Genomic DNA, 24,554 nt, shown 5'->3' on the forward strand with positions numbered 1-24,554 from the left:
TGCTTAAAATCAGGATATAAGATATGGAATTAACTTCATTAACTGCTATATCTCCTATTGATGGTCGATACAGCAATTTAACAATATTATTAAGAAATATTTTTAGTGAATTTGGGTTTTTAAAATATCGTATTAACATTGAAATTCAATGGCTAAAAAAAATAATTAGCATGTCTCAAGAATTAGAAATTCATAATATTAAAAATAAAGAAATATTATTTCTTGATAATATTTTAAAAGAATTTAATGAAAAAGACGCAATATTCATTAAAAAAATAGAAAAAGAAACTAATCATGATGTTAAGGCTATTGAATACTTTTTAAAAAATAAAATTTCTAATAAATCTAAAAATCTTTCATCTATTTCAGAATTTGTACATTTTGGATGTACCTCAGAAGATATTAACAATATAGCATATGCTTTAATGATGAAAGATGCTCGTGATCAAGTGATTTTACCATTATGGGATAAAATTATAAGTGTTTTGAAAAAAATGGTTTTTCAATACCAAAAAAATCCTTTGTTATCGATGACCCATGGACAACCAGCTACTCCGTCTACTATGGGTAAAGAGATTGCTAATTTTTATTATCGAATGAAACGTCAGTATGTAAAACTAAAAAAAATAGAAATATTAGGAAAAATTAATGGCAGTACCGGAAATTATAATGCACATTTAGCAGCATATCCTAAAATCAATTGGCATAAAATAAGCGAGGAATTTATAACATCATTTGGTATTAATTGGAATCCGTATACGACACAAATTGAACCACATGATTACCTTGCAGAATTTTTTAGTTGCATGTCACTTTTTAATACTATCTTAATTGATTTTAACCGTGATATGTGGGGTTACATTTCTCTCAATTATTTTAAACAAAAATTAATAGATAGTGAAATAGGTTCTTCAATAATGCCCCATAAAATTAATCCAATTGATTTTGAAAATTCTGAAGGTAACTTAGGAGTGTCTAATTCTCTAATGTATCACATGATAACAAAGTTGCCTATTTCTAGATGGCAGAGGGATTTAAGTGATTCTACAGTATTACGAAATTTAGGTGTGGCTATTTCTTATTCAATCATTTCATATTATTCTGTATTATCAGGAATTGATAAATTGGAGATTAATGAATCTCAATTATTGAAAAATTTAGATAAAAATTGGTCTGTTTTATCTGAACCTATTCAAACTGTTATGCGTCGTTATAAAATTAAAAATGCATATGAAAAATTAAAAAAACTAACTCGTGGGAAAAAAATTAATAAAGACATTATACATGTTTTTATTTCTAGTTTAAATATTCCAGAAAAAGAAAAAAAACGTCTAAAAGATTTTACTCCTTTTAACTATATTGGTGGAGCTATTCAAATAATCAATGAAATGGAATAAGTAATGACTTTATAGTATATATTATTGTTTTATGATAATAAAAATCACATATATTTTACAATCATTCAAGATATTCAAAAAATTAAAGAGATTTCCTATATGACATTAGGTATTATAATTATTACTATGCTATTATTAACTGGATGTAATCAGTTTGTACATATCAAACAAAATTCAACAATAAATTATTTTTTAAATAAAAAAAGCATAGAAAATACTTTAAAAAATTGGAATGATATTATTAAAATTGCTGCACATCAATATAAAGTAGATGAAAAATTAATTAAGTCTATTATTTATGCAGAATCTTCTGGAAATCCTTATGCTAAAAGTAAATCTAATGCTATCGGATTGATGCAAATAAAACCTTCTTCAGCCGGTGCAGAAGTATATCGGTTAAATGGAAAAAAAGGTCAACCTTCGATTAAAGCATTATATAACCCACGAATAAATATTGATATAGGAACTGCTTATATTAGTTTTTTACAAAAAAAATTAATTAGCATAAAAGATAAAGACGTAATGAGATATGCTACTATCGTTTCATATGTGAATGGAAACAGTGCGCTTCTGAAAACATTTTCTAAAAACAGGAAAGAAGCAATAAATATGATTAACACTATGACAAAAAAATCTTTTTGTGCACACATAAAAAAAAACATCCAGCAATTCAAGCCTTTCGTTATTTAATGAAAGTAATTACGATTTACGAACTAATATAAAATTAATAAAATATAAAAAATTACAAGACTTGTATTTATAATATATTTTGAGATGTAAAAATGGGATTTTTAAAAGGTAAAAAAATTTTAATAATTGGAATTTCAAGTGTAAGATCAATTTCTTTCGGTATAGCTAAATCTTTATATAGACAAAAAGCAGAACTAGGATTTGTATGTCAAAATGAAAAAATAAGCCAAAAAATAAAAATTTTAGCAGATTCAATGAAACCTTCTGTGGTATTATCTTGCGATGTTTCTAATGATGAAAATATTAAAAAACTATTTATAGATTTAAAACAAGTATGGAAAAAATTTGATGGATTAGTTCATGCTATTTCTTATTGTCCCAAGGAATATTTGAATGGAGATTTTGTGAAAAATGTTACTAGAAAGGGATTCAATATTTCTCATGAAATTAGTTCCTATAGTTTTTTAGCATTGGTTAAAGAATGTAGAAAAATGTTGAATAGTTCTTCTTCTTTATTGACTTTGTCATATTTAGGTGCACAACGTGTAGTACCAAATTATAATCTTATGGGTTTAGCGAAAGCATCATTAGAAGCAAATGTTCGTTATATGTCTTATTCATTAGGAAAAGACAATATTCGAGTTAATGCTATTTCATCTGGTCCTATTAGAACTATTTCTTCTTATAAAATTAAAAATTTTAATAAAATACAAAATTATTCTAATTTATCTTCATTTTTAAAAAATTCTATTACTAGTGAAAATATAGGTAATACGGCATCTTTTTTATTATCAGATTTGTCTTTAGGCATTACAGGTTCAGTTATTTATGTTGATAACGGATTTAACATAAGCAGCATAAATAGTCTATTATAATATTATTATTTAAAGTTTAAGTATTTTTCTTAAATAAAAATTATATTTTTATTTAAGACAAATACTTAAAAGAAACAATAATCTACAATATTTTATAAATGAATTATATATATTTAAATTAACTTTTAAATTTATAAAATTATTAATTTTTTACTATTATAATTAGGTTGTATTAATATGTTCCAAAATAATCCATTACTTACACAGTTAAAAAAAAACCTACATGCTAAAACGCCACGTGTTGAAGGCATAGTAAAAAGCACTGAAAGAGGATTTGGATTTTTAGAAATTGATGCACAAAAAAGTTATTTTATACCTCCAAAGAATATGAAAAAGGTTATGCATGGAGATAAGATAGTTGCATTACTAAAAACAGAAAACGATAGAGAAATAGTTGAACCTGAAAAATTACTTGAGCCTTTTTTAAATAGATTTGTTGGAAAGATAGAAAAAAAAGATAATAGATTATTTATAATGCCAGATTATCCATTTTTAAAAGATCTTATAATATGTCAACCTAATAAAAATTGTTTTAATATTTTTCAGAATGGAGATTGGGCAGTAGCTCGATTAACAAAACATAAACTTAAAGGAGATTATATTTTTTATGCTGAATTAACTGAAAAAATCACGAAAAAAGATGATCCATTAATACCGTGGTGGGTAACTTTAGCACGTCATAATCTAGATATTAAAGAACCTGTAGCAGAAGAAACAGATCTTATATTAAAAGAAAATTATGATAGGAAAGATTTAACAGATTTAGATTTTATAACTATAGATAATATAAATACGAAAGATATCGATGATGCTATTTTTGTTAATGAAAAAACTAATGGCGATATTTCTTTAACTGTAGCTATTGCCGATCCAACAGCTTATATACAATATGGTAGTAAACTAGATATTCTGGCATCTAAAAGAGCTTTTACAAATTATTTACCTGGTTTTAATATTCCCATGTTACCCCGAAAGTTATCAGAAGATATATGTTCATTAAATCCTAATAAACGTCGTCCTGTTTTAGCATGTAATATTACTATTTTAAAAAATGGGAATACATCTGATAAGATTGATTTTTTTTTAGCATGGATAAAATCAAAATCAAAATTATCCTATGATCATGTTTCAGATTGGATTGAAAAATCTGGTTCATGGAAACCGCCGACAAAAGCTATTGAAAAACAAATATTAGTTTTATATCGTTTATGTTTATTACGTATGAAATGGCGTAAAATTAATGCAGTATTATTTAAAGATAGCATAGAATATCGTTTTCATTTATCTGAAAGCGGAAATATTATAGATGTTTTAGTTGAAAAAAGACGTATTGCTCATAAAATTATAGAAGAATCTATGATACTTGCAAATATATCTGCTGCTAATTTTTTATCTAAAAATCTTGGTTTTGGTATATATAATGTACATGCTGGTTTTGACTCTGTTAATGCTGAAAATGCAGTCTCTTTTTTAAGAAGTTATAATTTAAAATTTAGTGCCAAAGAAATAACTACTTTAAAAGGTTTTTGTAATCTGAGACGTGTTTTAAATATATTATCAAATAATTATATTGATAGTCGTATTCGTCGTTTTCAATCTTTTGGAGATTTTAGTACCATACCTGGCCCTCATTTCGCACTTGGTTTTTCAGAATATGCAACCTGGACTTCTCCTATTCGAAAATATAGTGATATGATCAACCATCGTTTGTTAAAATCTATCATAAAAAAAGAACCGTCGATTAAACCTACTGAAGAAATTAAATTAAAAATAAGTGAACAAAGACGACGTAACCGAATGTCTGAAAGAGATATTTCAGATTGGCTCTATGCTATATTATTACAGCAAAAAAAATACAAAAATAAAAAATTTGATGCTGAAATAATTGATATTTCGAGAAATGGAATAAGAGCTCGATTAATAGAAAATGGTGCCAATGTTTTTATTCCTGGACTTTTTATACATCCTATTAGAGAAGAATTAAATTTTAATCAAGAAACAGGTAAGGTATTTATTAATAATGTTATACATTATAAAATATCTGATTTAATTCAAGTAACCTTATCAGACATTCGTCTAGAAACACGTAGTATTATTGCTAAACCTGAACTTTCAAAATTAAAATAAATTTTTTATATTTTATATAAAATATATTAAATTATGTTAATTACAATAAAAATATTTTAAAGAAGTTATAAAAATTCAATATAAATTTAGGAATATAATATGAACGTTTCAATTTTTGATTTATCTATATATATAAAATTCTTTATAGGTTTATGTGCTTTAGTTAATCCAATTGGAATGATTCCTATTTTTACAACTATGACAAATAATCAGTCCTTTTTAGAAAGAAAAAAGACTAATTTAATAGCTAATTTTTCAGCATCATTAATTTTATTAATATCATTATTTTTTGGTGCTGACATTTTAAATATTTTTGGTATATCTGTTAATTCTTTTCGAATCGCTGGTGGTATATTAATTATTACTATAGCTTTTTCTATGATTAGTGGTCGATTTATTAAAAAAACAAAAACAACAAAAGATAAAAAAGAAGAAAATAAAATCGATAATATTAGTGTTGTCCCTTTAGCAATGCCATTAATTGCAGGTCCTGGAGCAATTAGTTCTACTATTGTTTGGAGTACTTATTATTCAAGTTGGATGAATTTATTTTTATGTAGTATAGTAATTTTTTTGTTTTCATTTGTTTGTTGGTTATGTTTTGAAGCTGCTCCATGTGTAGTACAAATTTTAGGGAAAACAGGAATTAACATTATTACTCGCATTATGGGTTTATTACTAATGTCTCTTGGAATAGAATTTATTATTATTGGTATAAAATCTATTTTTCCTGGATTACTACATTGATCTAATTTTTTATATTTAAATTTCTACTGGATTATTCTTGCAAAAACAAATTATCTTTTTTCGTAATTTAGGATTAGAAAATTGGTTAACAACTATTAAAAAGATGAACAATTTTACAAAATTACGTAATGTTTATACATTTGATGAAATTTGGTTCGTAGAACATCATCCAATTTTTACTCAAGGACAATTACAGGAAAAAGAAAATATAATTTTCTCCAGTGATATTCCTATAGTAAAAACTGACCGAGGTGGTCAAATTACATATCATGGACCTGGACAACAAGTATTATATTTTTTAATAGATTTAAAACGTCGAAAAATTAGTGTTCGTCAATTAATAGATATAATGCAAAAAATAGTAATAGAAACTTTAAGTAATTTTTCTCTTGAAGCATACACTAAAGAAAAAGCACCAGGTGTATATATAAATAAAAAAAAAATCTGTTCTTTAGGATTACGGATAAAAAAAGGATCAACTTTGCACGGTTTAGCGCTTAATATTGATATGAATTTAAAACCATTTAACTATATTTATCCTTGTGGAGATATGAATATAAAAATGACACAAATGAAAAATTTCAATGCAAAGATTAAATTAAAAGATGTACAAATCATTTTAATTGAAAAAATATCTAAATTTTTCAAAGTTATTATGATAAATAATCAGTGAGATGAAAAATTAATTAAATAATTTTAATTATAAATATGATGTCATATCTTAAACTTTGACTTAAATGATTATTTTTAAGTCAATATATAGTATATGTTTTAATGCTTTTATTGAGATAATAAATTTCATGAAGAAAAATAAAGATGTCTTATTAAAAAATAAGACATCAGAAAAATTAAATTTTGTTACTACTAAAAAAAATTGTAACATTACAGAGAAAATAAAAAAACCTAGTTGGATAAAAATCAAAATACCTGTTAATACATCTCGTATATATCAAATAAAAAATGCTTTACGAAAAAACAATCTACATTCTGTTTGTGAGGAAGCTCACTGTCCTAATTTATCAGAATGTTTTAATAACGGTACTGCAACATTTATGATTCTTGGATCTACATGCACACGAAATTGTCCTTTTTGCGCAGTCTCTCATGGCAGACCTAATCCTGTAAACATAGAAGAACCTAAAAAACTATCTGATACTATTTTTGATATGGGCATCAATTATGTGGTAATTACATCAGTAGTACGTGATGATTTATATGATGGAGGTGCTCAACATTTCGTCAATTGTATTCAAGCTATTCGAAATAGAAATACTGTGAAAATTGAAATATTAGTTCCGGATTTTCGAGGAAGAATAGAATTAATTTTAAATATTTTTAATAACGCATTACCTGATGTTTTTAATCATAATATCGAAAATGTTCCTAGAATGTACAAAAAAATTCGTCCTGGAGCAAATTACAAAAAATCTTTGTTATTGTTAGAGTCATTTAAAAAAAAATATCTGCATATCCCAACAAAATCAGGTCTCATGCTAGGTATTGGAGAGAAAGATGTAGAAATTATTCAAGTTATGAGAGATCTTTATTCAAGCGGTGTTACATTATTAACAATAGGCCAATATTTACAACCTAGTGTTTATCATCTACCAGTAAAACGTTATATATCAATTTCAGAATTTGAAAACCTAAAAAAAGAAGCTTTATCTATTGGTTTTACCAATGCTTTTTGTGGTCCTTTTGTTCGTTCATCATATCATGCTAGTTTTCAATCACATTTATCTATGAAGAAATAAGAATATTAAAAGTATTTAAAAATTAATGTTTATATGTTATATAACTATCACATTTTATATTAAAAAATATATAGGAAATAATATTTTTTATTGATGTATATTATTTATACTAGAGGTTACATAGTGTTGAATCCTAATTTGTTTAAAATACCCAAAATCATTATTGCATTAGATTTTTCTAATAAAAAATCAGCTATGAAGTTAGTAAATCTTCTTAATCCATCAATTTATTATTTAAAAATTGGAAAAGAAATGTTTACAATTTTAGGTTGCAAATTTATAAAAGAATTACATCAATTGGGATTTAACATATTTCTTGATTTAAAATTTCATGATATCCCAAATACTGTATTTAACGCTACAAAAGCAGCTGCAGACTTAGGAATATGGATGTTAAGTGTTCATGCTGCTGGTGGTAAAAAAATGTTAATTTCTGCGAAAAAAGCATTAAAATCGTTTAAAACAGCTCCTTTATTGATAGCTGTAACAGCATTAACAAGTTTGAGAGAAGAAGAATTACAGGAAATTGGAATTCAAATTTCATTAACAGAATATATTTTAAAATTATCAAAATTGTCTAACGATTGTGGTTTAGATGGTATTGTATGTCCAGGAAAAGAAGCAAAGAAAATTAAATTTTTATTTGGTAATAAATATAAAATTATTACACCTGGTATTAGAATTTCTAGAGATTTACTATATGATCAAAATAACATTATTACTCCTAAGGAGGCAAAAGAATGTAAAATAGATTATATAGTAATAGGACGTTCTATTACTATGTCAAAAAACCCAATCAAAAAATTAGATTTAATAATCAAATCTATGCAATAAATAAAAATTAAAAATATAAAAATATTATAAAATATCTGTTTAATTCTGAATTAGGAGCGTTTATGCAATTGATAGAAAAAGCTATATTACCTACTCATTGGGGAGATTTTTTCATATTGGGTTTTGAAGAAAAGAAAAGTGGAAAAAATCATGTTGCTCTTGTATATGGTGATATAAAAAGAAATACTCCTACTCTTTCTAGAGTTCATTCAGAATGTCTAACAGGAGATGCTTTATTTAGTTTACGATGTGACTGTGGTAACCAATTAAAAATGTCTATGGAAAAAATTTCTCAAGAAGGAAGTGGTGTATTGATTTATCATCGTCAAGAAGGCAGAAATATTGGTCTTCTTAATAAGATTAAAGCATATGCTTTACAAGACAGAGGATTAGACACTGTGCAAGCGAATCAAAAGCTTGGTTTCTCAGCAGATGAAAGAGATTTTTCATTATGTGCTGATATATTTAATATATTAAAAATCAAAAAAATTCGTTTATTAACAAATAATCCATTTAAAGTACAGATGCTCAGCAATGCTGGTATAAACATTGTAGAACGCGTTCCTCTCATTACAGAAAAAAATCCTAAAAACGCTTATTATTTAAAAACCAAAGCTAGAAAAATGGGTCATTTTTTATCTGAATAAATATAATTAATTGTTTCAATATGGAATAGTTTTTATTTTTTAAAAAACTTTATGATTTAAATAGTAGGGGTTTTTTTGATGAACCCCCAGATAAGTATATTATAATAAAAAATCTTTTAATATTTTTTTATGATTCAAAATAGCATTTTTAATTACTGATGGAGTTCGTCCTTGCCCAGTCCATGTTTTAAAATCTCCATTCTTATTAATATATTTATATTTTGCTGGTCTTTTAGGTCTTTTGCGTTTTTCTGATGATTTAATAGAATTGCTTTTTGTTAGTAATTCATTAGGATTTATACCATCAGCAATTAACATTTCTCTGTATTTTTTTAATTTTATTGTCCTCTTTTCTATTTCTTCTTGTATTTTTTTTTCTTCTTTTTTTCGTTCATCAACAACAATTTTAAATTTTTCCAATATTTCTTCTAGAATTTCTAAAGAACATTCTCGTGAATGTACACGAAGTGTACGAATATTATTTAGAATTTTTAGTATTTCATTCATTAGTATGTTCTCATAATATCAGTTCAAGATAAAAATTTTTTTACTTAACAATCAATATTAAAAATGAGAAATGAATAATTTTAATAAAAAAGAACTCATTTATTAAAAAAATAAAGATTCTTTATGTTTTTTAAAAATATATTTTTAAATTAGTTAAAACTTTCATGATATTTTCACAAAAAAATATTTATTTTTTTAATTTTATAATGTTTAGAAATTAAACAATATTTTAAATTGGTATATAAATATATAACATGGTTTTATCATCGGTACAATAAAATGATTCCCATGAAATATAAATATATATTTATTAAAATTAATTATTTATAAAAAATGTTGAACAAATATAACTTTTATAGCAATGGACTTAAAAAATAAAATATTTTTTCAAGAATTCTCATCCAATATGCACGCATAGACCAAATTTTTTTATCTATTAATTTAGAATCAGAAATATATTCATTTTGTATGCGAAACAAATTCTGTCCAAAATCACTATCATCAATAACTAAGGTAATTTCAAAATTTAACCAAAGACTTCTCATATCTAAATTTACAGTTCCAATTAAACTTAATTGTTGATCTACTAGTATACTTTTGCTATGTAAAAGTCCTTTTTGAAATTGATAAATTTTTACACCAGCTTCTAACAGTTCACTAAAAAAGACTCTACTAGCCCATTTTACTAAAATAGAATCATGATATAAAGGTATAATAATACTTACTTTAACTCCTCTTTGAGCAGCAGTACAAATAGCTTGTAACAAATCTTCACTAGGAACTAAATAAGGAGTTGTCATAATTAATTCATGTTTAGCTGAATAAATAGCTATTAATAATGCTTGATGAATCATGTTTTTGGGAAAACCAGGTCCAGATGCAATTACTTGAATACTCGAATTATTCTGAGATGTTTTCTCTATAATTTTTTCATCAGGTAGTTGAGGTAAAATTTTTATACCTGTTTCAATTTCCCAATCACATGAATAAATCATTCCCATTGTTGTGGCTATAGGTCCCTCTATTCTTGTCATTAAATCAATCCATTGACCAACACCAGAAGATTTTTTAAATAAATAAGGATCAACAAGATTCATACTACCCGAATATGTAATATAGTTATCAATCAATACAATTTTTCTATGTTGTCTAACGTCAATACGTCTCAAAAAAATTCGTAATAAATTAACTTTTAGAGCTTCTACTACTTGAATACCAGATTTACGCATTATTTCGACCCAAGGACTCTGAAAAAATTCAATACTCCCTGCTGAATCAAGCATTAATCTACAGTGTATACCTCGTTTTGCAGAATCAATGAGAGCTATTGCGACGTCATCTGCTATCCCACCTGGTTTCCAAATATAAAATACTATTTCAATGTTTTTACGTGCTAAGTAAATATCACGTATTAATGTTTGCATGATTTTTTTAGTATTAGTGAGAAGTTTAACTTTATTGCTTTTAATACCAGCTAAGCCGCCTTGCCTATGTTTACATAATTGAACTAATGAATTAGCTACCTCGCTATTTTTGATTTGAAAAATATATTTACAAGATTTTAATTCATTAAGCCATTTGTTAGAAATAGACCATATTCTGTTTGCAATTTTTTTTTGTCTTTTTCCTAAATATAGTTCACCAAAAAAAAACCAAACTGAAATTCCAATAAACGGAATAATATAAATTGTTAAAAGCCAAGACATAGAAGAGGGTATATTGCGACGTTTAATTAAAACCCGAAAGGTAATATTAGCAATTAATAACCAGTATATTAAAAAAATTAGACATTTGATTAAATTATAGAAAATATCCATCCATTGAAGGTCCTATTCATGATTTTGTCAAAAGATCATATATTTAATTAAATATTTTTCTATTTTCGAAAAAATATATTTAACACTTAAATTAGCAAGATATTTAACAAATAGAAAAAATTATATAAAACGATATTTGTTCAACACTTTTTAAAAAAAGTAATTTTTAAAATAGATAAGAGTTTAATTATTTTCATCAAGTGTTGAACGCAAATACTTTGAAAATATTTTTTATAAAAATTAAAAAATTTTAGAAGTATATGTTTTCTATAAATTTTTCAGGAAAATATAAAGCTATCACAATAATATAAATATATTTTTCATTATTAGTAATTAATATATAAAATCTAATTAATGTATTTATTCAAATAATACTCATAGGTAATAATTCACGAGGTTTTCCTATTTTATCGATAGCTACATAAACAAATATCCCTTCTGCAGCACAGTAATATTGACCTAATGGTTGAGAATAAATCTTTTTAATCCATATTTCTATATTAATTTTAATAGAAGTTTTTCCAATTTTAATACAATTTGTATAGCAATTAACAATATCACCAACTGATATAGATTTCATAAAATTAATTCCATCAACTCGCACAGTTGCAACTTTTCCTCCTGCAATTTCTTTTGCTAATATTGCCCCACCCATATCCATTTGGGACATAATCCATCCACCAAAAATATCACCATTAGCATTAGTATCTGAAGGCATAGAAAGTGTTTTCAATGATATTATTCCATTTGGTAATTTATTTTTTTCTGACATTATTAAAAATTTCACTCTATTATTATGTTGTAAAAAAATTATTTATTTTTTGATGCTTTATAATTTATATAAATGCTAGTCATTAAAATTAGAAAAAATGTTAGGGATGTAAAACCGAAAACTTTAAAATTAACCCATGTTGTTTCTGAGAAATAAAATGCTATATAAATATTTAAAATAGCACAAAACAAAAAAAATAAAGACCATAAAAAGTTAATTTTATGCCAATAAATATTAGATATTTTTATATCTTTTTCTAAAATTCTTTGTATCATTGGTTTTTTTGTAAAAAACTGACTAATTAATAGCACCATAGAAAAAATTATGTAAATAATTGTTATTTTCCATTTAATAAATTGACTATTATGAAAAAATATCGTAAGTGATCCAAAAAAAGTAATAACAAAAAAACTGAATAAACTAATTTTATCTATTTCATTATAAAAAATCCAATGAAGTATACATATCAATCCTGATATAACAATTAAAGAACCAGAGGCTACAAAAATATCATAAAACTTATAAAATATGAAGAAAGTAAGTATTGGTAATATATTTAATATTTGTTTCATAATATAAACCTAGATAATCTTTAAATTTTTAAAAACGCAAAAAAATCATGTAAAAACGATATAAGTATATAATTAAAATAGAAAATAACATGTTCATAATAATATTTGATATTAAAAATAAAATATTATTATTAATAAAATGCATATTAGTTACTAATATTGTTAAAAGAAATTTACTAGAAATCCAAAACAAAACAACTGGTTCTATTATTCTTATATATTTCCAGGAAATATATACACTGAGTCGTATAGAATTAATTAATCCGTGTTGTTTAAAAGAGAAAATAATAGGTGATAATGATAGTATTATTGATAATAATATTCCAGGTATAATTAAACACATATAACCTATTTGTATAACAAAAGTAGTCAAAAAATTTAATATGAATAAACTTGGTAAATATGAAAAAAGAGAACCTATTGACGATATAATTGATTCTTTTTTATTTTGAGATAAAACAGAAATTAAAGTTATATTAGCACCTAATAATACTGTTTTACTCATTAATGACTCTATGCTTTTAAAAATGAAATATTTCAATAATTTATTTTTGTCTTCGAAAGTCATATTATTGATTAATTCTAAAAATGAGCTAACGCGAGTAAATTGATTATTTTTTATTATAGATATAATATGGATATCTGGTTTAACAAAAATATCTATTAATACATTAACGCAAGCAACAAATGCAGATATAAAAAAAATAATTCTTATTTGTTGATAAAAAAAATGACGCGTATCATGACGTAATTTACTTGATGTAATTAGCATATGTATATTCCTTATAAATATTTTATATAAATTGAAGATTATACATATTATTTAAAACGATCACGTTTTTTTAAAACATAAAAAATAATGTATGCTAATAAAGAATATTATTTTAACTTAGTGGAAAGTTTTAATAATTCAGTAAATTTTTTTATTTCTTTAATCATGTTATTTTCTTGATTTATATATTTTTCAATAATTTTTATAATTGCTGAACCACATATTATCCCAGATAAACCTGATGATATTGCTGTTTTGACTTGTTTAGAATTTGAAATTCCAAAACCTTGTAATAAAGGTATAGAATTATTTTCTTTTATTTTTTTTATAAATTTTTTAGGTAATGACCAAGTTTTATTTTTAATTCCAGTTACTCCAGAACGAGATAATACATAAATGAATCCTTTTGCATATGAAGAAATTTTATGCAAAAAATGATCGTCGGCATCTGGAGGACAAACAAAAATGGAATTAATTTGGTATTTGTTTGCAGTTTTATAAAAAATTTTTGATTCTTCAATCGGAACATCTGCTATAAGTACAGAATCTAAACCAGAATTAAAACATTCCAAATAGAAGTTATTAATACCTTGATTATATATAAGGTTGGCATATATTAAAATACCAATTGGTAATCTTTTATATTTTTCACGTATTTTTTTTAATATTTTAAAATATTCAAAAAAAGTATTTTTTCTGGATAAAGCACGTAAATTTGCTTTCTGAATAATTGGTCCGTCAGCTAATGGATCTGAAAATGGAATTCCAATCTCTAAAGCATCTGCACCATTTTCAATTAAAGTTTCAATAATTTTTATTGACATTTCTAAAGAAGGATCTCCTAAAACTACAAAAGGGACAAAACATCCTTCTTTTAAAAAAGATAATTTTTTAAACATTTCTTGATATCGACTTATCATATTTTTCCTTTTTTTTTAAAATATCATGTACTGTCAAAATATCTTTATCACCGCGACCGGAAAGATTTACAATGATAGTTTGTTTTTTTTGGGGATCTATAGTCATTAACTTTAATGCATATGCTAATGCATGAGAAGATTCTAAAGCAGGAATAATGCCTTCTTTTTTACATAAAGTATGAAATGCATTTATTGCTTCTTCATCAGTGATAGAAACATATTGAGCGCGATGAATGCTATTTAACCAGGAATGTTCAGGACCAACAGATGGAAAATCTAATCCTGCTGAAATTGACCAAGATTCTTGAATTTGCCCTTCTTTATTCTGCATTAAATGAGACTTCATACCAAAATAAATACCAGTTCTACCATGTTTTAAGGGTGCTCCATGTTTTCCTGTATGTATACCATAACCAGCTGGTTCTACGCCAATTAAATTAACTTTATCATGTATAAAATCTGAAAAAATTCCAATAGCGTTAGAACCACCACCAACACATGCAATAATTGAATCTGGAAGTTTGTTCTCTTTTTCTAAAATTTGTTTTTTAGCTTCTTCTCCAATCATTCTTTGAAATTCACGAACAATAGTAGGATATGGATGTGGTCCAGCTGCTGTACCAATCATATAATGAGAAGTTTTATAACTGCTAGACCAATCGCGTAAAGCTTCATTACATGCATCTTTTAATGTTCCAGAACCATTTTTTACTGATATAACTTTTGCACCCATTAATTTCATGCGAAATACATTAGTTTTTTGTCTTTTAATATCTTTGATACCCATATAAATTTTACATTTTAAATTTAATAGTGCACAAGCAATTGCAGCAGCTACACCATGCTGACCGGCACCAGTTTCAGCAATAACTTCTTTTTTTTTCATTCTAATTGCTAACATGGCCTGTCCTAAAACTTGATTAGTTTTATGTGCTCCACCATGTAATAAATCTTCTCTTTTTAAATAAATTCGTGTTTTTGTACCTTTAGTTAAATTACTACATAAAGTTAATGGAGTGGGTCTTCCAGCATAGTTTTTCAATAAATCGTGAAATTTTTTTTGGAAAAGAGTGTCTTTTTGTGCAGCAACAAAGTTTTTCTCTAATTCTAATAAAGCTGGTATTAATATTTGCGGAACGTACATACCACCAAATTCACCAAAATAAGGATTTAGCAAAGTCATGTCATGAATTCCTGTAGTTTATTAAATAAAAAATAATTTAATAATATCTTAATTGTTTGAAAATTAATTTTATTTTTTTATGATCTTTAATACCAGGAGATATTTCTATACCAGAATTAAAATCTAATCCTGAACAATTTAATTGAGAAGCTAAAATACAGTTATCGCAATTAATTCCTCCAGCTAAAATCACATCATCTAAAATATGATTGTGTAAAATTGACCAATTAAAAGACGTATTGCTTCCTCCAGAATAAGAATCAAATAAATATTTATTTATATTATTCCAATTACGATTCGGTAATTGTGATTGAATGGAAAAAGCCTTCCAAATTTTAATTTTTTGAGGTAGTATTTTTCTTAATTCATTAATATATTTTTGATTTTCTTGACCATGCAATTGAATTGCATAAAGAGATAATGTTTCAGCAATATTAGAAATAATGTTTATGTTCTCATTTTGAAAAACTCCTATAAATCTTAGTTTACTGTTCGCAATAATCTTTTTTGCGGTTTTTATAGTAATATGACGAAGAGAATTTTTTATAAAAATCAGACCACCATAAATAGCTCCATATTTTTCAGAAATTTTTACGTCGACACTTCGAGTTAATCCGCAAATTTTGTTGTGACCCAATATTGTAGAACGTACACCAATTTCTAAATTAGTTTTAGACATTAAATGAGAGCCAATTAAAAAACCATGAACAAAATTACTTAGTTCTTTTATTTCACGATATTTTTTTATTCCTGATTCACTAATGATGATAATGTCTTTTTTAATTAAAGCAGATAGGATTCGAGTACGATTTAAATCAATAGACAAATCATGCAAATTACGATTATTAATACCAATAATATGAGCATTTAATTTAAGAGCACGTTGTAATTCTTCAATGTTATTTACTTCAGTTAATATACTCATTTTTAATTGCTTTGCTACTAAAGATAACTCCTTATACTTTCTATCATCTAAAACAGATAACATTAATAAAATGGCATCTGCATTATAATATCTAGCTAAATATACTTGATATGGATCAATAAAAAAATCTTTACATAAAATAGGTTGAGATAGACATTTTTTTACTATGTTTATAAATTTTAAATTTCCATGAAAATATTTTTCATCTGTAAGCACTGAAACAGCAGAAGCATATTTTTTATAAATATTAGAAATTTCAACTAAATCAAAATTATTTCTAATAATTCCTAAGGAAGGAGATTTTTTTTTATATTCTAGTATAAAACATGGTTTTTTTACTTTTAAAGAGTTATAAAAATTACGTGTGTTGTTGTTGATTTTATTTTGAAAACTAATTAATGGTTGTTTTATTTTTCTTAATGCAATCCAACTGCTTTTATCTCGTATAATTTTTTTAAGCATTGTTTCTTTCATGATTATCTTCTTTTAACATATTAGCAACATTTTGTATGTGTTTGTAAACATCTCCGCTTCTTATTTTATTTAATGCTAATTCAGTATTCTCTTTTAAGTTCTCGTGTCCAAATACCTTTAATAATATTGCTACATTTACTGCTATTAATTCTTCATACAATCTATTACCTTTACCTTTAACTATTTGACTAATGATACGATAATTTTCTTCTAAAGAATTTATCGTTAATATTTTTTTAGAATGAATTTTTAATCCAAAATTTTCTGGTTGTAACTGATATGATATAATTTCTTTATTTAATAATTCAGAAACGTATGTTGTTCCATATAAAGTCACTTCATCAGTATTATCACTATGTAAAACTATACCCCTTTGATATTTCAGATCTTTTAAAATTTCTATTACAGGACTTATTAATTTTTGATTGTAAACACCAATAACGGTTAGTGGAGGTAATGCAGGATTAAGGAAAGGACCTAATAAATTAAAAATAGTTTTAGTTTTAAGAATTTTACGTACGTGATTCGAATATTTAAAACCATTGTGATATTGTGGTGAGAACAAAAAACAAATGTTTAGTTTATCTAAAGTTTGACGAGATCTTTCTGGAGATGCATTTAAATTTATATTAAATTTTTTTAGAAGATCAGAAGAGCCTGATTTACTAGAAACTCCTTGATTGCAATGTTTGATAATTTTAAAACCACATGTTGCAGCGACAAATGCACTTACAGTTGATATATTTATAGTATTTCTTGCATCTCCACCTGTTCCTGCAATATCAGAAAAAATATAATCAGGTTTTGGAAAATATTTCATTTTTTTTAAAAATGCATTTATTGCGCCTTTTATTTCTTCTATTGATTCACCTCGTATACGAATTGCTGTTAATATAGATGATAATTGTATATCTGTTATTTTCCCAGAAGAAATTAATGTGAATAATTCATAACTTTCTTCTTTATTTAAAGATTTTGAATTATAAATTTTATTTAAAATATTTTGCATTTATTACCTTTAAAAATTTTAAAATACATATGTATTGATGTATAAAATTTCTTAATTTTTATGTTTTTTTAAATTTTAACAATAATATATTGATATAAATATTTCAATTTAAATTTAAAAAACTTTTTTTATAAATTTTTAAAAACTAAATTTTATACTAAAAAAAATAAAATATGCCTATCTCTGAAAGAGATGATGTATGTTATATTTTTATTTTTTGGAGTTTTTCAATGAATAAAATAATAATAATAATATTATTTTCTTTAGTTTCTCTTACTTGGGGAACTACCTGGATTGCAATGAAAATTGCAACAGAAACAATTCCGCCATTTTTTGCGACTGGCATACGTTTTTTAATTGCATCTCCTTTATTAATTATTCTTGCATATTATACGAAAACACCACTTTTATTTCCATATGGACAAAGATGGTTCCAATTTTTTATTTCAATTTTTTATTTTTCTATACCATTTACATTAATGTTATACGGAGGTATTTACGTAAGTTCTTCTATTGCTTCTATTATATTTTCGAATATGCCTGTAGCTGTATTAACAGTATCATTCTTATACTTGAAACAAAAACTATTTTTAACTCAAAAAATAGGAATATTAATTTCTTTAATTACATTATTAATAGTTTTACTGATAGAATTAGAATCACAATGTTTTTTTCAGTGGAAAGGAATATTAGCTTTACTCTTTGCCTTATTTAGTCATGCTGTTGTTTACGCTGAATGTCAAAAAAAATGCTGTAATGTATCTGTAATAACTTTTAACGCTTTGCCTTCACTAATATCTGGAATATTATTATCTGTGATATCTTGGTTTACAGAACATCCTCATATTGAAATGTTTTCTAATAAATCTATTTTAGCTGTATTTTATCTTGGAGATTTTTCTGGAATTTTTGGTATTTTATCTTATTTTTATTTGCAAAAAAAAGTCAGTGCCTTTTATGCTTCTACCGTTTTTTTAATCTTTCCAGTTATCGCTGGATTTTTAGAAAATTATATTTATAAAAATACCATTTTATTGTGTGAAATATGGTTTATTTTTCCATTAATTATAGGAATATTCTTAACTTTAATTCCAATTAATTATTTAAAAAAATAAATGATAAAAAATTATAAAAGGTCTAATAAATGACTGAAAAAATACAAAAAATATTATCTCATTTTGGATATGGATCACGTCGTAAAATTGAAGAAATGATTAAACTTGGAATCATATTTATTAATGGTAAAAAAGCAGTAATTGGTCAGCGTGTAGATAATGATAATCTTGAAAAGATTACAATTGAAGGAGAAAAAATATCTACAAAAAAAACACATTTTGCAACAAAGGTGATTATTTATAACAAACCGGAAGGTGAAATTTGTACTAGAAATGACAATCAAAAACGTCCAACTGTTTTTGATAAATTGCCGTATTTGAATATTCATAGATGGATTAGTGTCGGAAGATTAGATCTAAATACTAGAGGATTATTGTTATTTACAAATAATGGAAATTTAGCTAATAAACTTATGCATCCCAGTAATAAAATAGAAAGGGAATACTACATTCGAGTTTTTGGAGAAATTAATAAAAATAAAATGAATATTTTAAGAAATGGAGTTAAAATTAAAAATGGTTATGCTTCGTTTAAAAGCATACACGTTATTAATCGTGAATATTCAAAAAAAAATAAATGGTTTAAAGGTGTTTTATGCGAAGGAAGAAATCGTGAAATTAGATTTATGTGGAAAAAAGTTCAATGTCAAGTGAGTCGATTGATTAGAATACGTTATGGCAACATTGTTTTGCCTAAAAATCTAAAACTGGGACATTGGACTGAATTAAATTCTACATTAGTAGATAATTTATCTAAATTAGTTTCTTTAAAAGAATATTAAAAAATTTTTTTATCTATCTTTTAAAAAGGTTTATTGTGTGAATTTACTTGTAAATTATGAATTGTTCTTAGCAAAAATTATTACTTTTATTATAATTAGTATTTCTACACTATTTTTATTCTATAAAACAGTAAAAAGAAAAAAAAACAATCAAAGTAAAATAAAAGTTACTATACTAGAAAATAATTATAAAAATATAAAAAACAAAATATTATTATCTACAATGCAAAATTTTGAAAAAAAAATATGGTTTGAAAAAGAAAAAGAAAAAAATAAAAAAAAAATGTTAGACAATAAAGGTCAATATCTTCAAAATAAAAAGAAAAAATTATATATATTAGATTTTAAAGGAGATGTTTATGCTAATGAAGTAATTGGTTTACGAGAAGAAGTATCTGCCATCCTTTTAGTGGCAAATGAAAATGATGAAGTTTTATTACGTTTAGAGAGTTCTGGAGGTGTAATTCATGGATATGGATTAGCTGCTTCTCAATTAAATAGACTACGTCAAAGAGGAATACGTCTAATTATATCTATTGATAAAATTGCTGCAAGTGGAGGATACATGATGGCCTGTGTTGCTGATTATATTGTCGCAGCACCATTTGCTATAATAGGTTCAATTGGAGTAGTAGCCCAAATGCCTAACTTTAATAAATTATTAAAAAAATATGATATAGACATTGAACTTCATACTGCAGGTGATTATAAACGAACTCTGACAATGTTTGGAAATAATACTGAATCAACACGCAATAAATTCTGTGAAGAATTAAATGCAACACATGAACTTTTTAAAAACTTCATCAAAGAAATGAGACCATCTTTAGATATCGAAAGTGTATCTAATGGAGAACATTGGTTCGGAACAATTGCTTTACAAAAAAAATTAGTAGATCAAATTTCTACAAGCGATGATATATTGATGTCTAAAATGGAAGAATATACTTTATTAAGTATTAAATATACTTATAATAAAAAAATGCTAGAACGTTTTACTTCATCTATAACACATAATATTAGTAAAATAATACTGAAAATATTTTTTTATAAAAATTATTTATAGTTTTAAAAATATAAAAAAAGTTTCAAATATAATTAATCTTAAGTCCATCACCTATTGAGCATCTGATTCAATATAGTTACATATGATTTATTGGATAAAAATATGCAAAAATCTCTCGTGATAGTTGAATCTCCGGCAAAAGCAAAAACTATAAATCAATATTTAGGTTGTGAATACATAGTTAAGTCTAGTATAGGACATGTGCGAGATTTGATAACCCGTAAATCACAACATAAAGAGAAAAATAAAAAACTTTCTGATAATAATATTATTTCAACAAAAGCTAATGAAAATACGATCCTTATAAAACAAATAGGAATCAATCCTTATAAAGATTGGAATGCTGAATATCACATTTTACCTGGTAAAGAAAAAATTATTTCTGATTTAAAAGTTATTGCAAATCAAGTCGATCATATATATCTTGCTACAGATTTAGATAGAGAAGGAGAAGCAATAGCTTGGCATTTAAGGGAAGTTATTGGAGGAGATTATGCTAAATTCAGTCGTGTAGTATTTAATGAAATTACTAGACATTCAATAAAAAAAGCTTTTGAAAAAGCAGGTCATATAAATATGAATCGAGTGTATGCACAACAAGCACGTCGTTTTATGGATCGAATCGTAGGTTATATGATTTCCCCTTTATTATGGAAAAAAATTTCTAGAGGTGTATCTGCAGGACGAGTCCAATCTGTAGCAGTTCGTATAATATCAGATCGCGAACATATTATAAAAAATTTTATTCCAGAAGAATATTGGAAAATAAACGTATCTCTTTTTTCTGAAGATAAAAAAAAAATTAGTATGCATGTAACACATGTTCATAATAAAAAATTTTATCCGATAAATAGAAATGAAGTGAATTTTGCAATAGAAAAAATGAAAAAATCATTATTTATCGTTAAAAATTATAAAGAGAAAATTTTTTATAAAACTGCATCTCCTCCTTTTATAACCTCTACTTTACAACAATTTTCTAATCTTCATTTAGGATTTAGTGTAAAAAAAACAATGTTTTTAGCACAAAAATTATATGAAGAAGGTTATATAACTTACATGAGAACTGATTCTACTTATTTAAGTAAACATGCTATCAAAAAAGCTCGAACATACATAAAAAATTTTTATGGTAATGATTATTTGCCTAAAGAACCCAATTTATATTCTAATCAAAAATATTCTCAAGAAGCTCATGAAGCTATTCGACCATCTGATATCCAAGTAAAAAATATAAAATCAAACAATTTAAATTCAAGTGCCAAAAAATTATATCAGTTAATTTGGAATCAGTTTATAGCTTCTCAAATGACATCAGTTAAATATAAATCTGTTACTATAATAGTAATGGCTGACATGTTTACATTGCAAAAAAATGCACGAATAGTTTTATTTGATGGTTGGACAAAAGTTTTAATTGAAGAAAAAAATATTAATTCTGAATTTCCTGCATTACATGTAGGAAGTCTATTATTAATAGAGGAAATTATACCCAGTCAGAAATTTACTAAACCTCTGCCACGTTTTACTGAAGCATCTTTAGTGCGTGAATTAGAAAAAAAGGGTATTGGAAGACCTTCTACTTATGCTGTAATTACATCAAAAATACAAGATCGAGGATATGTTAAAATTAAAAAAAATAAATTTTATGCAGAAAAAATGGGAGAAATTCTTACTGTACGACTAAAAAAAAGTTTTAGTGATTTGATTGATTATAATTTTACTGCCAATATGGAAAAAACACTTGATAAAATTGCTCAAAATAAAATTAAATGGAAAAGTGTACTTGATTCTTTTTTTAAAAATTTTTCTAAACAGTTAGAAAGGGCTAAAAAAAGTCCAGAAGAAGGGGGAATGGAACTAAATAGAATTGTTCCAACCTCAATTGATTGTCCAGTTTGCGGAAAAGAAATGGGAATAAAAAATGCCACAACTGGTGTGTTTCTTAGCTGTTTAGGATATAATAATGCTGAATCTAAAAATCGTTGCAAAAAAACTATAAATCTAATTTCATTAGATGATTTTAATAAAGAAGAAAATCAAAAAAAAATATCTTTAAAATTAATTCATCGATGTAAAAAATGTAATATGTCTATGGATAGTTATTTCATTAATCAAAGACTAAAACTGCATATTTGTATTAATAATCCTACTTGCATTGGTTATAAAATTGAAGAAGGGGTTTTTGAAAGTCCTCTTTATTTATCTGAAACAATTCAATGTGAAAAATGTCAGAATAAAATGATTCTTAAAATAGGTCCATTTGGTAAATTTTTTATATGTATAAAAAAAACATGCAAAAATACAAGAAAAATTTTACCTAATGGTGAAATATCTGATCCAAAATTAGAACCCATTCCTTTTCCACAATTATTGTGTAAAGAATCTGACGCATGGTTTGTTTTACGGGAAGGAATTTCCGGTATTTTTTTTGCTGCAAATACTTTTCCTAAATCACGCGAAACTAGATCTCCATTTGTAGAAGAATTACTACGATTTCAACATTTATTACCAGAAAAAATACACTATTTATCTAGTGGTCCTATAATTGATGAAAATGGAAATAAAACTATTGTTTGTTTCAATAGAAAGACGAAAAAACATTATATTACTTCTAAAAAAGAAGGAAAATTCACAGGTTGGTCAGCTTTATTTATTAATAAAAAATGGTGTGTAATAAATAAATAATATTTGCGAAAAACAAGAAAACATTTAATTTAAATATTTTTTTAAAAGTATCATTTTTAATTTTATTATATTAAATAATATGCACGTATTTTTTCGGTAATTAATCTAACAAACTTGGGGCTGCTAGTTATATTCCCAGAATGACAATGATTATATTCATGACCTCCTGTAAAATTACTAATTAAACAACCAGATTCTCGAACTTGTAGTTTACTTGCTACAAAATTATTTGGTTCTAAATTAAAATCAAATAAACAATCTATTTTTCCTGCTGCAACATAAGCAGCATCAAGTACAGTAGAACCAGTACATCTAAAAGAAATTCCACATAAAATTAATTTTTTATATATTTCAAAATAAGATAGTGTTTCACTGTAAATTTTATTCGGTAAATTAACAGCAACTGTAGTGTGATTTAAAGTATTAATTTTACTGCATCTCGTTCGGTATCCATTTAATTGAGAACCTTGTCCTTTGACTGCTGTAAATAAATCATTTTTTATTGGGTCATATATTACAGAAATTTCAGTCTTACTTTTTACAACTACAGCAATAGAAATACAAAAATGTGGAAAATGTTTAACAAAATTATTCTTTCCATCTAATTCGTTGATAATCCAAATAGTATTTTTTTCATTTTGTTTTAAAATAATATTTTCATTTTTTTTTAAGATGATATGATGAGGATAAGATCTATAAATAATTTCACTAATTATTCTATTAATTTTATATATTATATTTTTTATAAATATTTTATTTTTATCTACATCTTCCTTAATAAATTTATGTGCATCATAATTTTGAATAATAATATTTCCGCCTTTTCGTACTGCACGAATAGCAATATTTAACATTGGATGCATAGAAAACCCCTGAATTTT

General features: G+C 25.0%; 23 protein-coding genes. 13 read left to right on the forward strand and 10 right to left on the reverse strand.

Annotation, left to right across the window (positions count from 1 at the left end):
• Positions 1–23: 23 nt before the first annotated feature.
• The 9 genes from purB (at position 24) to ribA (ending at position 9,071) form a co-directional block, all read left to right on the forward strand.
• Positions 24–1,397: an adenylosuccinate lyase gene (purB, locus tag D9V72_RS01335; protein ID WP_158354809.1), complete on the forward strand. Its 1,374-nt coding sequence runs from the start codon at positions 24–26 to the stop codon at positions 1,395–1,397.
• A gap of 99 nt (positions 1,398–1,496) precedes the next feature.
• On the forward strand, positions 1,497–2,087 hold the full coding sequence (locus D9V72_RS01340) for a transglycosylase SLT domain-containing protein (RefSeq protein WP_158354811.1): 591 nt from the start codon (positions 1,497–1,499) through the stop codon (positions 2,085–2,087).
• Positions 2,088–2,179: 92 nt separating this feature from the next.
• Positions 2,180–2,962 (forward strand): enoyl-ACP reductase, encoded by a 783-nt coding sequence (locus D9V72_RS01345; RefSeq protein WP_158354813.1) that lies wholly within the window; start codon positions 2,180–2,182, stop codon positions 2,960–2,962.
• 177 nt (positions 2,963–3,139) lie between these two features.
• Positions 3,140–5,089, forward strand: a complete 1,950-nt coding sequence (gene rnb / locus D9V72_RS01350) for an exoribonuclease II (RefSeq protein ID WP_158354815.1) — start codon at positions 3,140–3,142, stop codon at positions 5,087–5,089.
• Positions 5,090–5,188: 99 nt separating this feature from the next.
• A complete protein-coding gene (locus D9V72_RS01355; RefSeq protein ID WP_158354817.1) occupies positions 5,189–5,836 on the forward strand; it encodes a YchE family NAAT transporter in 648 nt (215 codons plus the stop codon).
• Between the two features lie 37 nt (positions 5,837–5,873).
• Positions 5,874–6,509 carry a lipoyl(octanoyl) transferase LipB gene (gene lipB / locus D9V72_RS01360; protein WP_158354819.1) on the forward strand — a complete coding sequence of 212 codons (636 nt, stop codon included), beginning with the start codon at positions 5,874–5,876 and terminating at the stop codon, positions 6,507–6,509.
• A 127-nt stretch (positions 6,510–6,636) separates the two neighbouring features.
• Positions 6,637–7,590, forward strand: coding sequence for a lipoyl synthase (gene lipA / locus D9V72_RS01365; protein WP_158354821.1), 954 nt, complete (start codon positions 6,637–6,639; stop codon positions 7,588–7,590).
• A gap of 123 nt (positions 7,591–7,713) precedes the next feature.
• Entirely contained in the window at positions 7,714–8,424 is a 711-nt protein-coding gene (gene pyrF, locus D9V72_RS01370; RefSeq protein WP_158354823.1) for an orotidine-5'-phosphate decarboxylase, read from the forward strand.
• A gap of 62 nt (positions 8,425–8,486) precedes the next feature.
• Complete coding sequence (gene ribA, locus D9V72_RS01375) at positions 8,487–9,071, forward strand: GTP cyclohydrolase II (protein ID WP_158354825.1); 585 nt, start codon at positions 8,487–8,489, stop codon at positions 9,069–9,071.
• A 99-nt stretch (positions 9,072–9,170) separates the two neighbouring features.
• On the opposite strand, the gene D9V72_RS01380 is transcribed toward ribA, so the two are convergent.
• The 9 genes from D9V72_RS01380 to trpD form a co-directional block, all read right to left on the reverse strand.
• The gene (locus tag D9V72_RS01380; protein ID WP_158354827.1) at positions 9,171–9,578 is read right to left on the reverse strand and encodes an H-NS family nucleoid-associated regulatory protein; all 408 of its coding nucleotides are present in this window, start codon (positions 9,576–9,578) and stop codon (positions 9,171–9,173) included.
• Between the two features lie 353 nt (positions 9,579–9,931).
• The gene (gene cls, locus D9V72_RS01385; protein WP_158354829.1) at positions 9,932–11,395 is read right to left on the reverse strand and encodes a cardiolipin synthase; all 1,464 of its coding nucleotides are present in this window, start codon (positions 11,393–11,395) and stop codon (positions 9,932–9,934) included.
• Positions 11,396–11,759: 364 nt separating this feature from the next.
• Positions 11,760–12,167 carry an acyl-CoA thioester hydrolase YciA gene (gene yciA, locus D9V72_RS01390; protein WP_158354831.1) on the reverse strand — a complete coding sequence of 136 codons (408 nt, stop codon included), beginning with the start codon at positions 12,165–12,167 and terminating at the stop codon, positions 11,760–11,762.
• A gap of 38 nt (positions 12,168–12,205) precedes the next feature.
• Positions 12,206–12,739, reverse strand: a complete 534-nt coding sequence (locus tag D9V72_RS01395) for a septation protein A (RefSeq protein WP_158354833.1) — start codon at positions 12,737–12,739, stop codon at positions 12,206–12,208.
• A gap of 28 nt (positions 12,740–12,767) precedes the next feature.
• Positions 12,768–13,511, reverse strand: a complete 744-nt coding sequence (locus D9V72_RS01400; RefSeq protein ID WP_158354835.1) for a YciC family protein — start codon at positions 13,509–13,511, stop codon at positions 12,768–12,770.
• Positions 13,512–13,618: 107 nt separating this feature from the next.
• Positions 13,619–14,428, reverse strand: coding sequence for a tryptophan synthase subunit alpha (trpA, locus tag D9V72_RS01405; protein ID WP_158355424.1), 810 nt, complete (start codon positions 14,426–14,428; stop codon positions 13,619–13,621).
• On the reverse strand, positions 14,403–15,614 hold the full coding sequence (trpB, locus tag D9V72_RS01410) for a tryptophan synthase subunit beta (RefSeq protein ID WP_158354837.1): 1,212 nt from the start codon (positions 15,612–15,614) through the stop codon (positions 14,403–14,405). Before trpB ends, trpA begins: the two co-directional genes overlap by 26 nt.
• 37 nt (positions 15,615–15,651) lie before the next feature.
• Positions 15,652–17,013 carry a bifunctional indole-3-glycerol-phosphate synthase TrpC/phosphoribosylanthranilate isomerase TrpF gene (gene trpCF, locus D9V72_RS01415; protein ID WP_158354839.1) on the reverse strand — a complete coding sequence of 454 codons (1,362 nt, stop codon included), beginning with the start codon at positions 17,011–17,013 and terminating at the stop codon, positions 15,652–15,654.
• Positions 16,994–18,022 (reverse strand): anthranilate phosphoribosyltransferase, encoded by a 1,029-nt coding sequence (gene trpD / locus D9V72_RS01420; protein ID WP_158354841.1) that lies wholly within the window; start codon positions 18,020–18,022, stop codon positions 16,994–16,996. Before trpD ends, trpCF begins: the two co-directional genes overlap by 20 nt.
• Positions 18,023–18,252: 230 nt before the next feature.
• Between trpD and D9V72_RS01425 the strand changes: the two genes are divergently transcribed.
• The 4 genes from D9V72_RS01425 to topA all read left to right on the forward strand — a co-directional run bounded on the left by D9V72_RS01425 (position 18,253) and on the right by topA (position 23,673).
• Positions 18,253–19,137, forward strand: a complete 885-nt coding sequence (locus tag D9V72_RS01425; RefSeq protein ID WP_158354843.1) for a DMT family transporter — start codon at positions 18,253–18,255, stop codon at positions 19,135–19,137.
• A gap of 29 nt (positions 19,138–19,166) precedes the next feature.
• On the forward strand, positions 19,167–19,919 hold the full coding sequence (gene rluB, locus D9V72_RS01430) for a 23S rRNA pseudouridine(2605) synthase RluB (RefSeq protein ID WP_158354845.1): 753 nt from the start codon (positions 19,167–19,169) through the stop codon (positions 19,917–19,919).
• A 37-nt stretch (positions 19,920–19,956) separates the two neighbouring features.
• On the forward strand, positions 19,957–20,985 hold the full coding sequence (gene sohB / locus D9V72_RS01435; protein WP_158354847.1) for a protease SohB: 1,029 nt from the start codon (positions 19,957–19,959) through the stop codon (positions 20,983–20,985).
• Positions 20,986–21,087: 102 nt separating this feature from the next.
• Positions 21,088–23,673, forward strand: coding sequence for a type I DNA topoisomerase (gene topA, locus D9V72_RS01440; RefSeq protein WP_158354849.1), 2,586 nt, complete (start codon positions 21,088–21,090; stop codon positions 23,671–23,673).
• A 65-nt stretch (positions 23,674–23,738) separates the two neighbouring features.
• Here the strand turns inward: topA and D9V72_RS01445 are convergent, their stop codons facing one another.
• Positions 23,739–24,536 carry an inositol monophosphatase family protein gene (locus tag D9V72_RS01445; protein ID WP_158354850.1) on the reverse strand — a complete coding sequence of 266 codons (798 nt, stop codon included), beginning with the start codon at positions 24,534–24,536 and terminating at the stop codon, positions 23,739–23,741.
• Positions 24,537–24,554: the final 18 nt, after the last annotated feature.

It is taken from the genome of Buchnera aphidicola (Macrosiphum gaurae) (assembly GCF_005080965.1).
Classification (GTDB): domain Bacteria; phylum Pseudomonadota; class Gammaproteobacteria; order Enterobacterales; family Enterobacteriaceae; genus Buchnera; species Buchnera aphidicola_S.

Excerpts from the sequence above, each read along its gene's own strand:
- trpB (WP_158354837.1), bottom strand. The coding sequence starts at position 15,614 with ATGACTTTGCTAAATCCTTATTTTGGTGAATTTGGTGGTATGTACGTT.
- D9V72_RS01355 (WP_158354817.1), top strand. The coding sequence starts at position 5,189 with ATGAACGTTTCAATTTTTGATTTATCTATATATATAAAATTCTTTATA.
- D9V72_RS01395 (WP_158354833.1), bottom strand. The coding sequence starts at position 12,739 with ATGAAACAAATATTAAATATATTACCAATACTTACTTTCTTCATATTT.
- ribA (WP_158354825.1), top strand. The coding sequence starts at position 8,487 with ATGCAATTGATAGAAAAAGCTATATTACCTACTCATTGGGGAGATTTT.
- D9V72_RS01445 (WP_158354850.1), bottom strand. The coding sequence starts at position 24,536 with ATGCATCCAATGTTAAATATTGCTATTCGTGCAGTACGAAAAGGCGGA.
- trpCF (WP_158354839.1), bottom strand. The coding sequence starts at position 17,013 with ATGAAAGAAACAATGCTTAAAAAAATTATACGAGATAAAAGCAGTTGG.
- D9V72_RS01400 (WP_158354835.1), bottom strand. The coding sequence starts at position 13,511 with ATGCTAATTACATCAAGTAAATTACGTCATGATACGCGTCATTTTTTT.
- D9V72_RS01345 (WP_158354813.1), top strand. The coding sequence starts at position 2,180 with ATGGGATTTTTAAAAGGTAAAAAAATTTTAATAATTGGAATTTCAAGT.
- purB (WP_158354809.1), top strand. The coding sequence starts at position 24 with ATGGAATTAACTTCATTAACTGCTATATCTCCTATTGATGGTCGATAC.
- rluB (WP_158354845.1), top strand. The coding sequence starts at position 19,167 with ATGACTGAAAAAATACAAAAAATATTATCTCATTTTGGATATGGATCA.
- D9V72_RS01425 (WP_158354843.1), top strand. The coding sequence starts at position 18,253 with ATGAATAAAATAATAATAATAATATTATTTTCTTTAGTTTCTCTTACT.
- D9V72_RS01340 (WP_158354811.1), top strand. The coding sequence starts at position 1,497 with ATGACATTAGGTATTATAATTATTACTATGCTATTATTAACTGGATGT.
- D9V72_RS01380 (WP_158354827.1), bottom strand. The coding sequence starts at position 9,578 with ATGAATGAAATACTAAAAATTCTAAATAATATTCGTACACTTCGTGTA.
- topA (WP_158354849.1), top strand. The coding sequence starts at position 21,088 with ATGCAAAAATCTCTCGTGATAGTTGAATCTCCGGCAAAAGCAAAAACT.
- yciA (WP_158354831.1), bottom strand. The coding sequence starts at position 12,167 with ATGTCAGAAAAAAATAAATTACCAAATGGAATAATATCATTGAAAACA.
- lipA (WP_158354821.1), top strand. The coding sequence starts at position 6,637 with ATGAAGAAAAATAAAGATGTCTTATTAAAAAATAAGACATCAGAAAAA.
- rnb (WP_158354815.1), top strand. The coding sequence starts at position 3,140 with ATGTTCCAAAATAATCCATTACTTACACAGTTAAAAAAAAACCTACAT.
- trpD (WP_158354841.1), bottom strand. The coding sequence starts at position 18,022 with ATGCAAAATATTTTAAATAAAATTTATAATTCAAAATCTTTAAATAAA.
- cls (WP_158354829.1), bottom strand. The coding sequence starts at position 11,395 with ATGGATATTTTCTATAATTTAATCAAATGTCTAATTTTTTTAATATAC.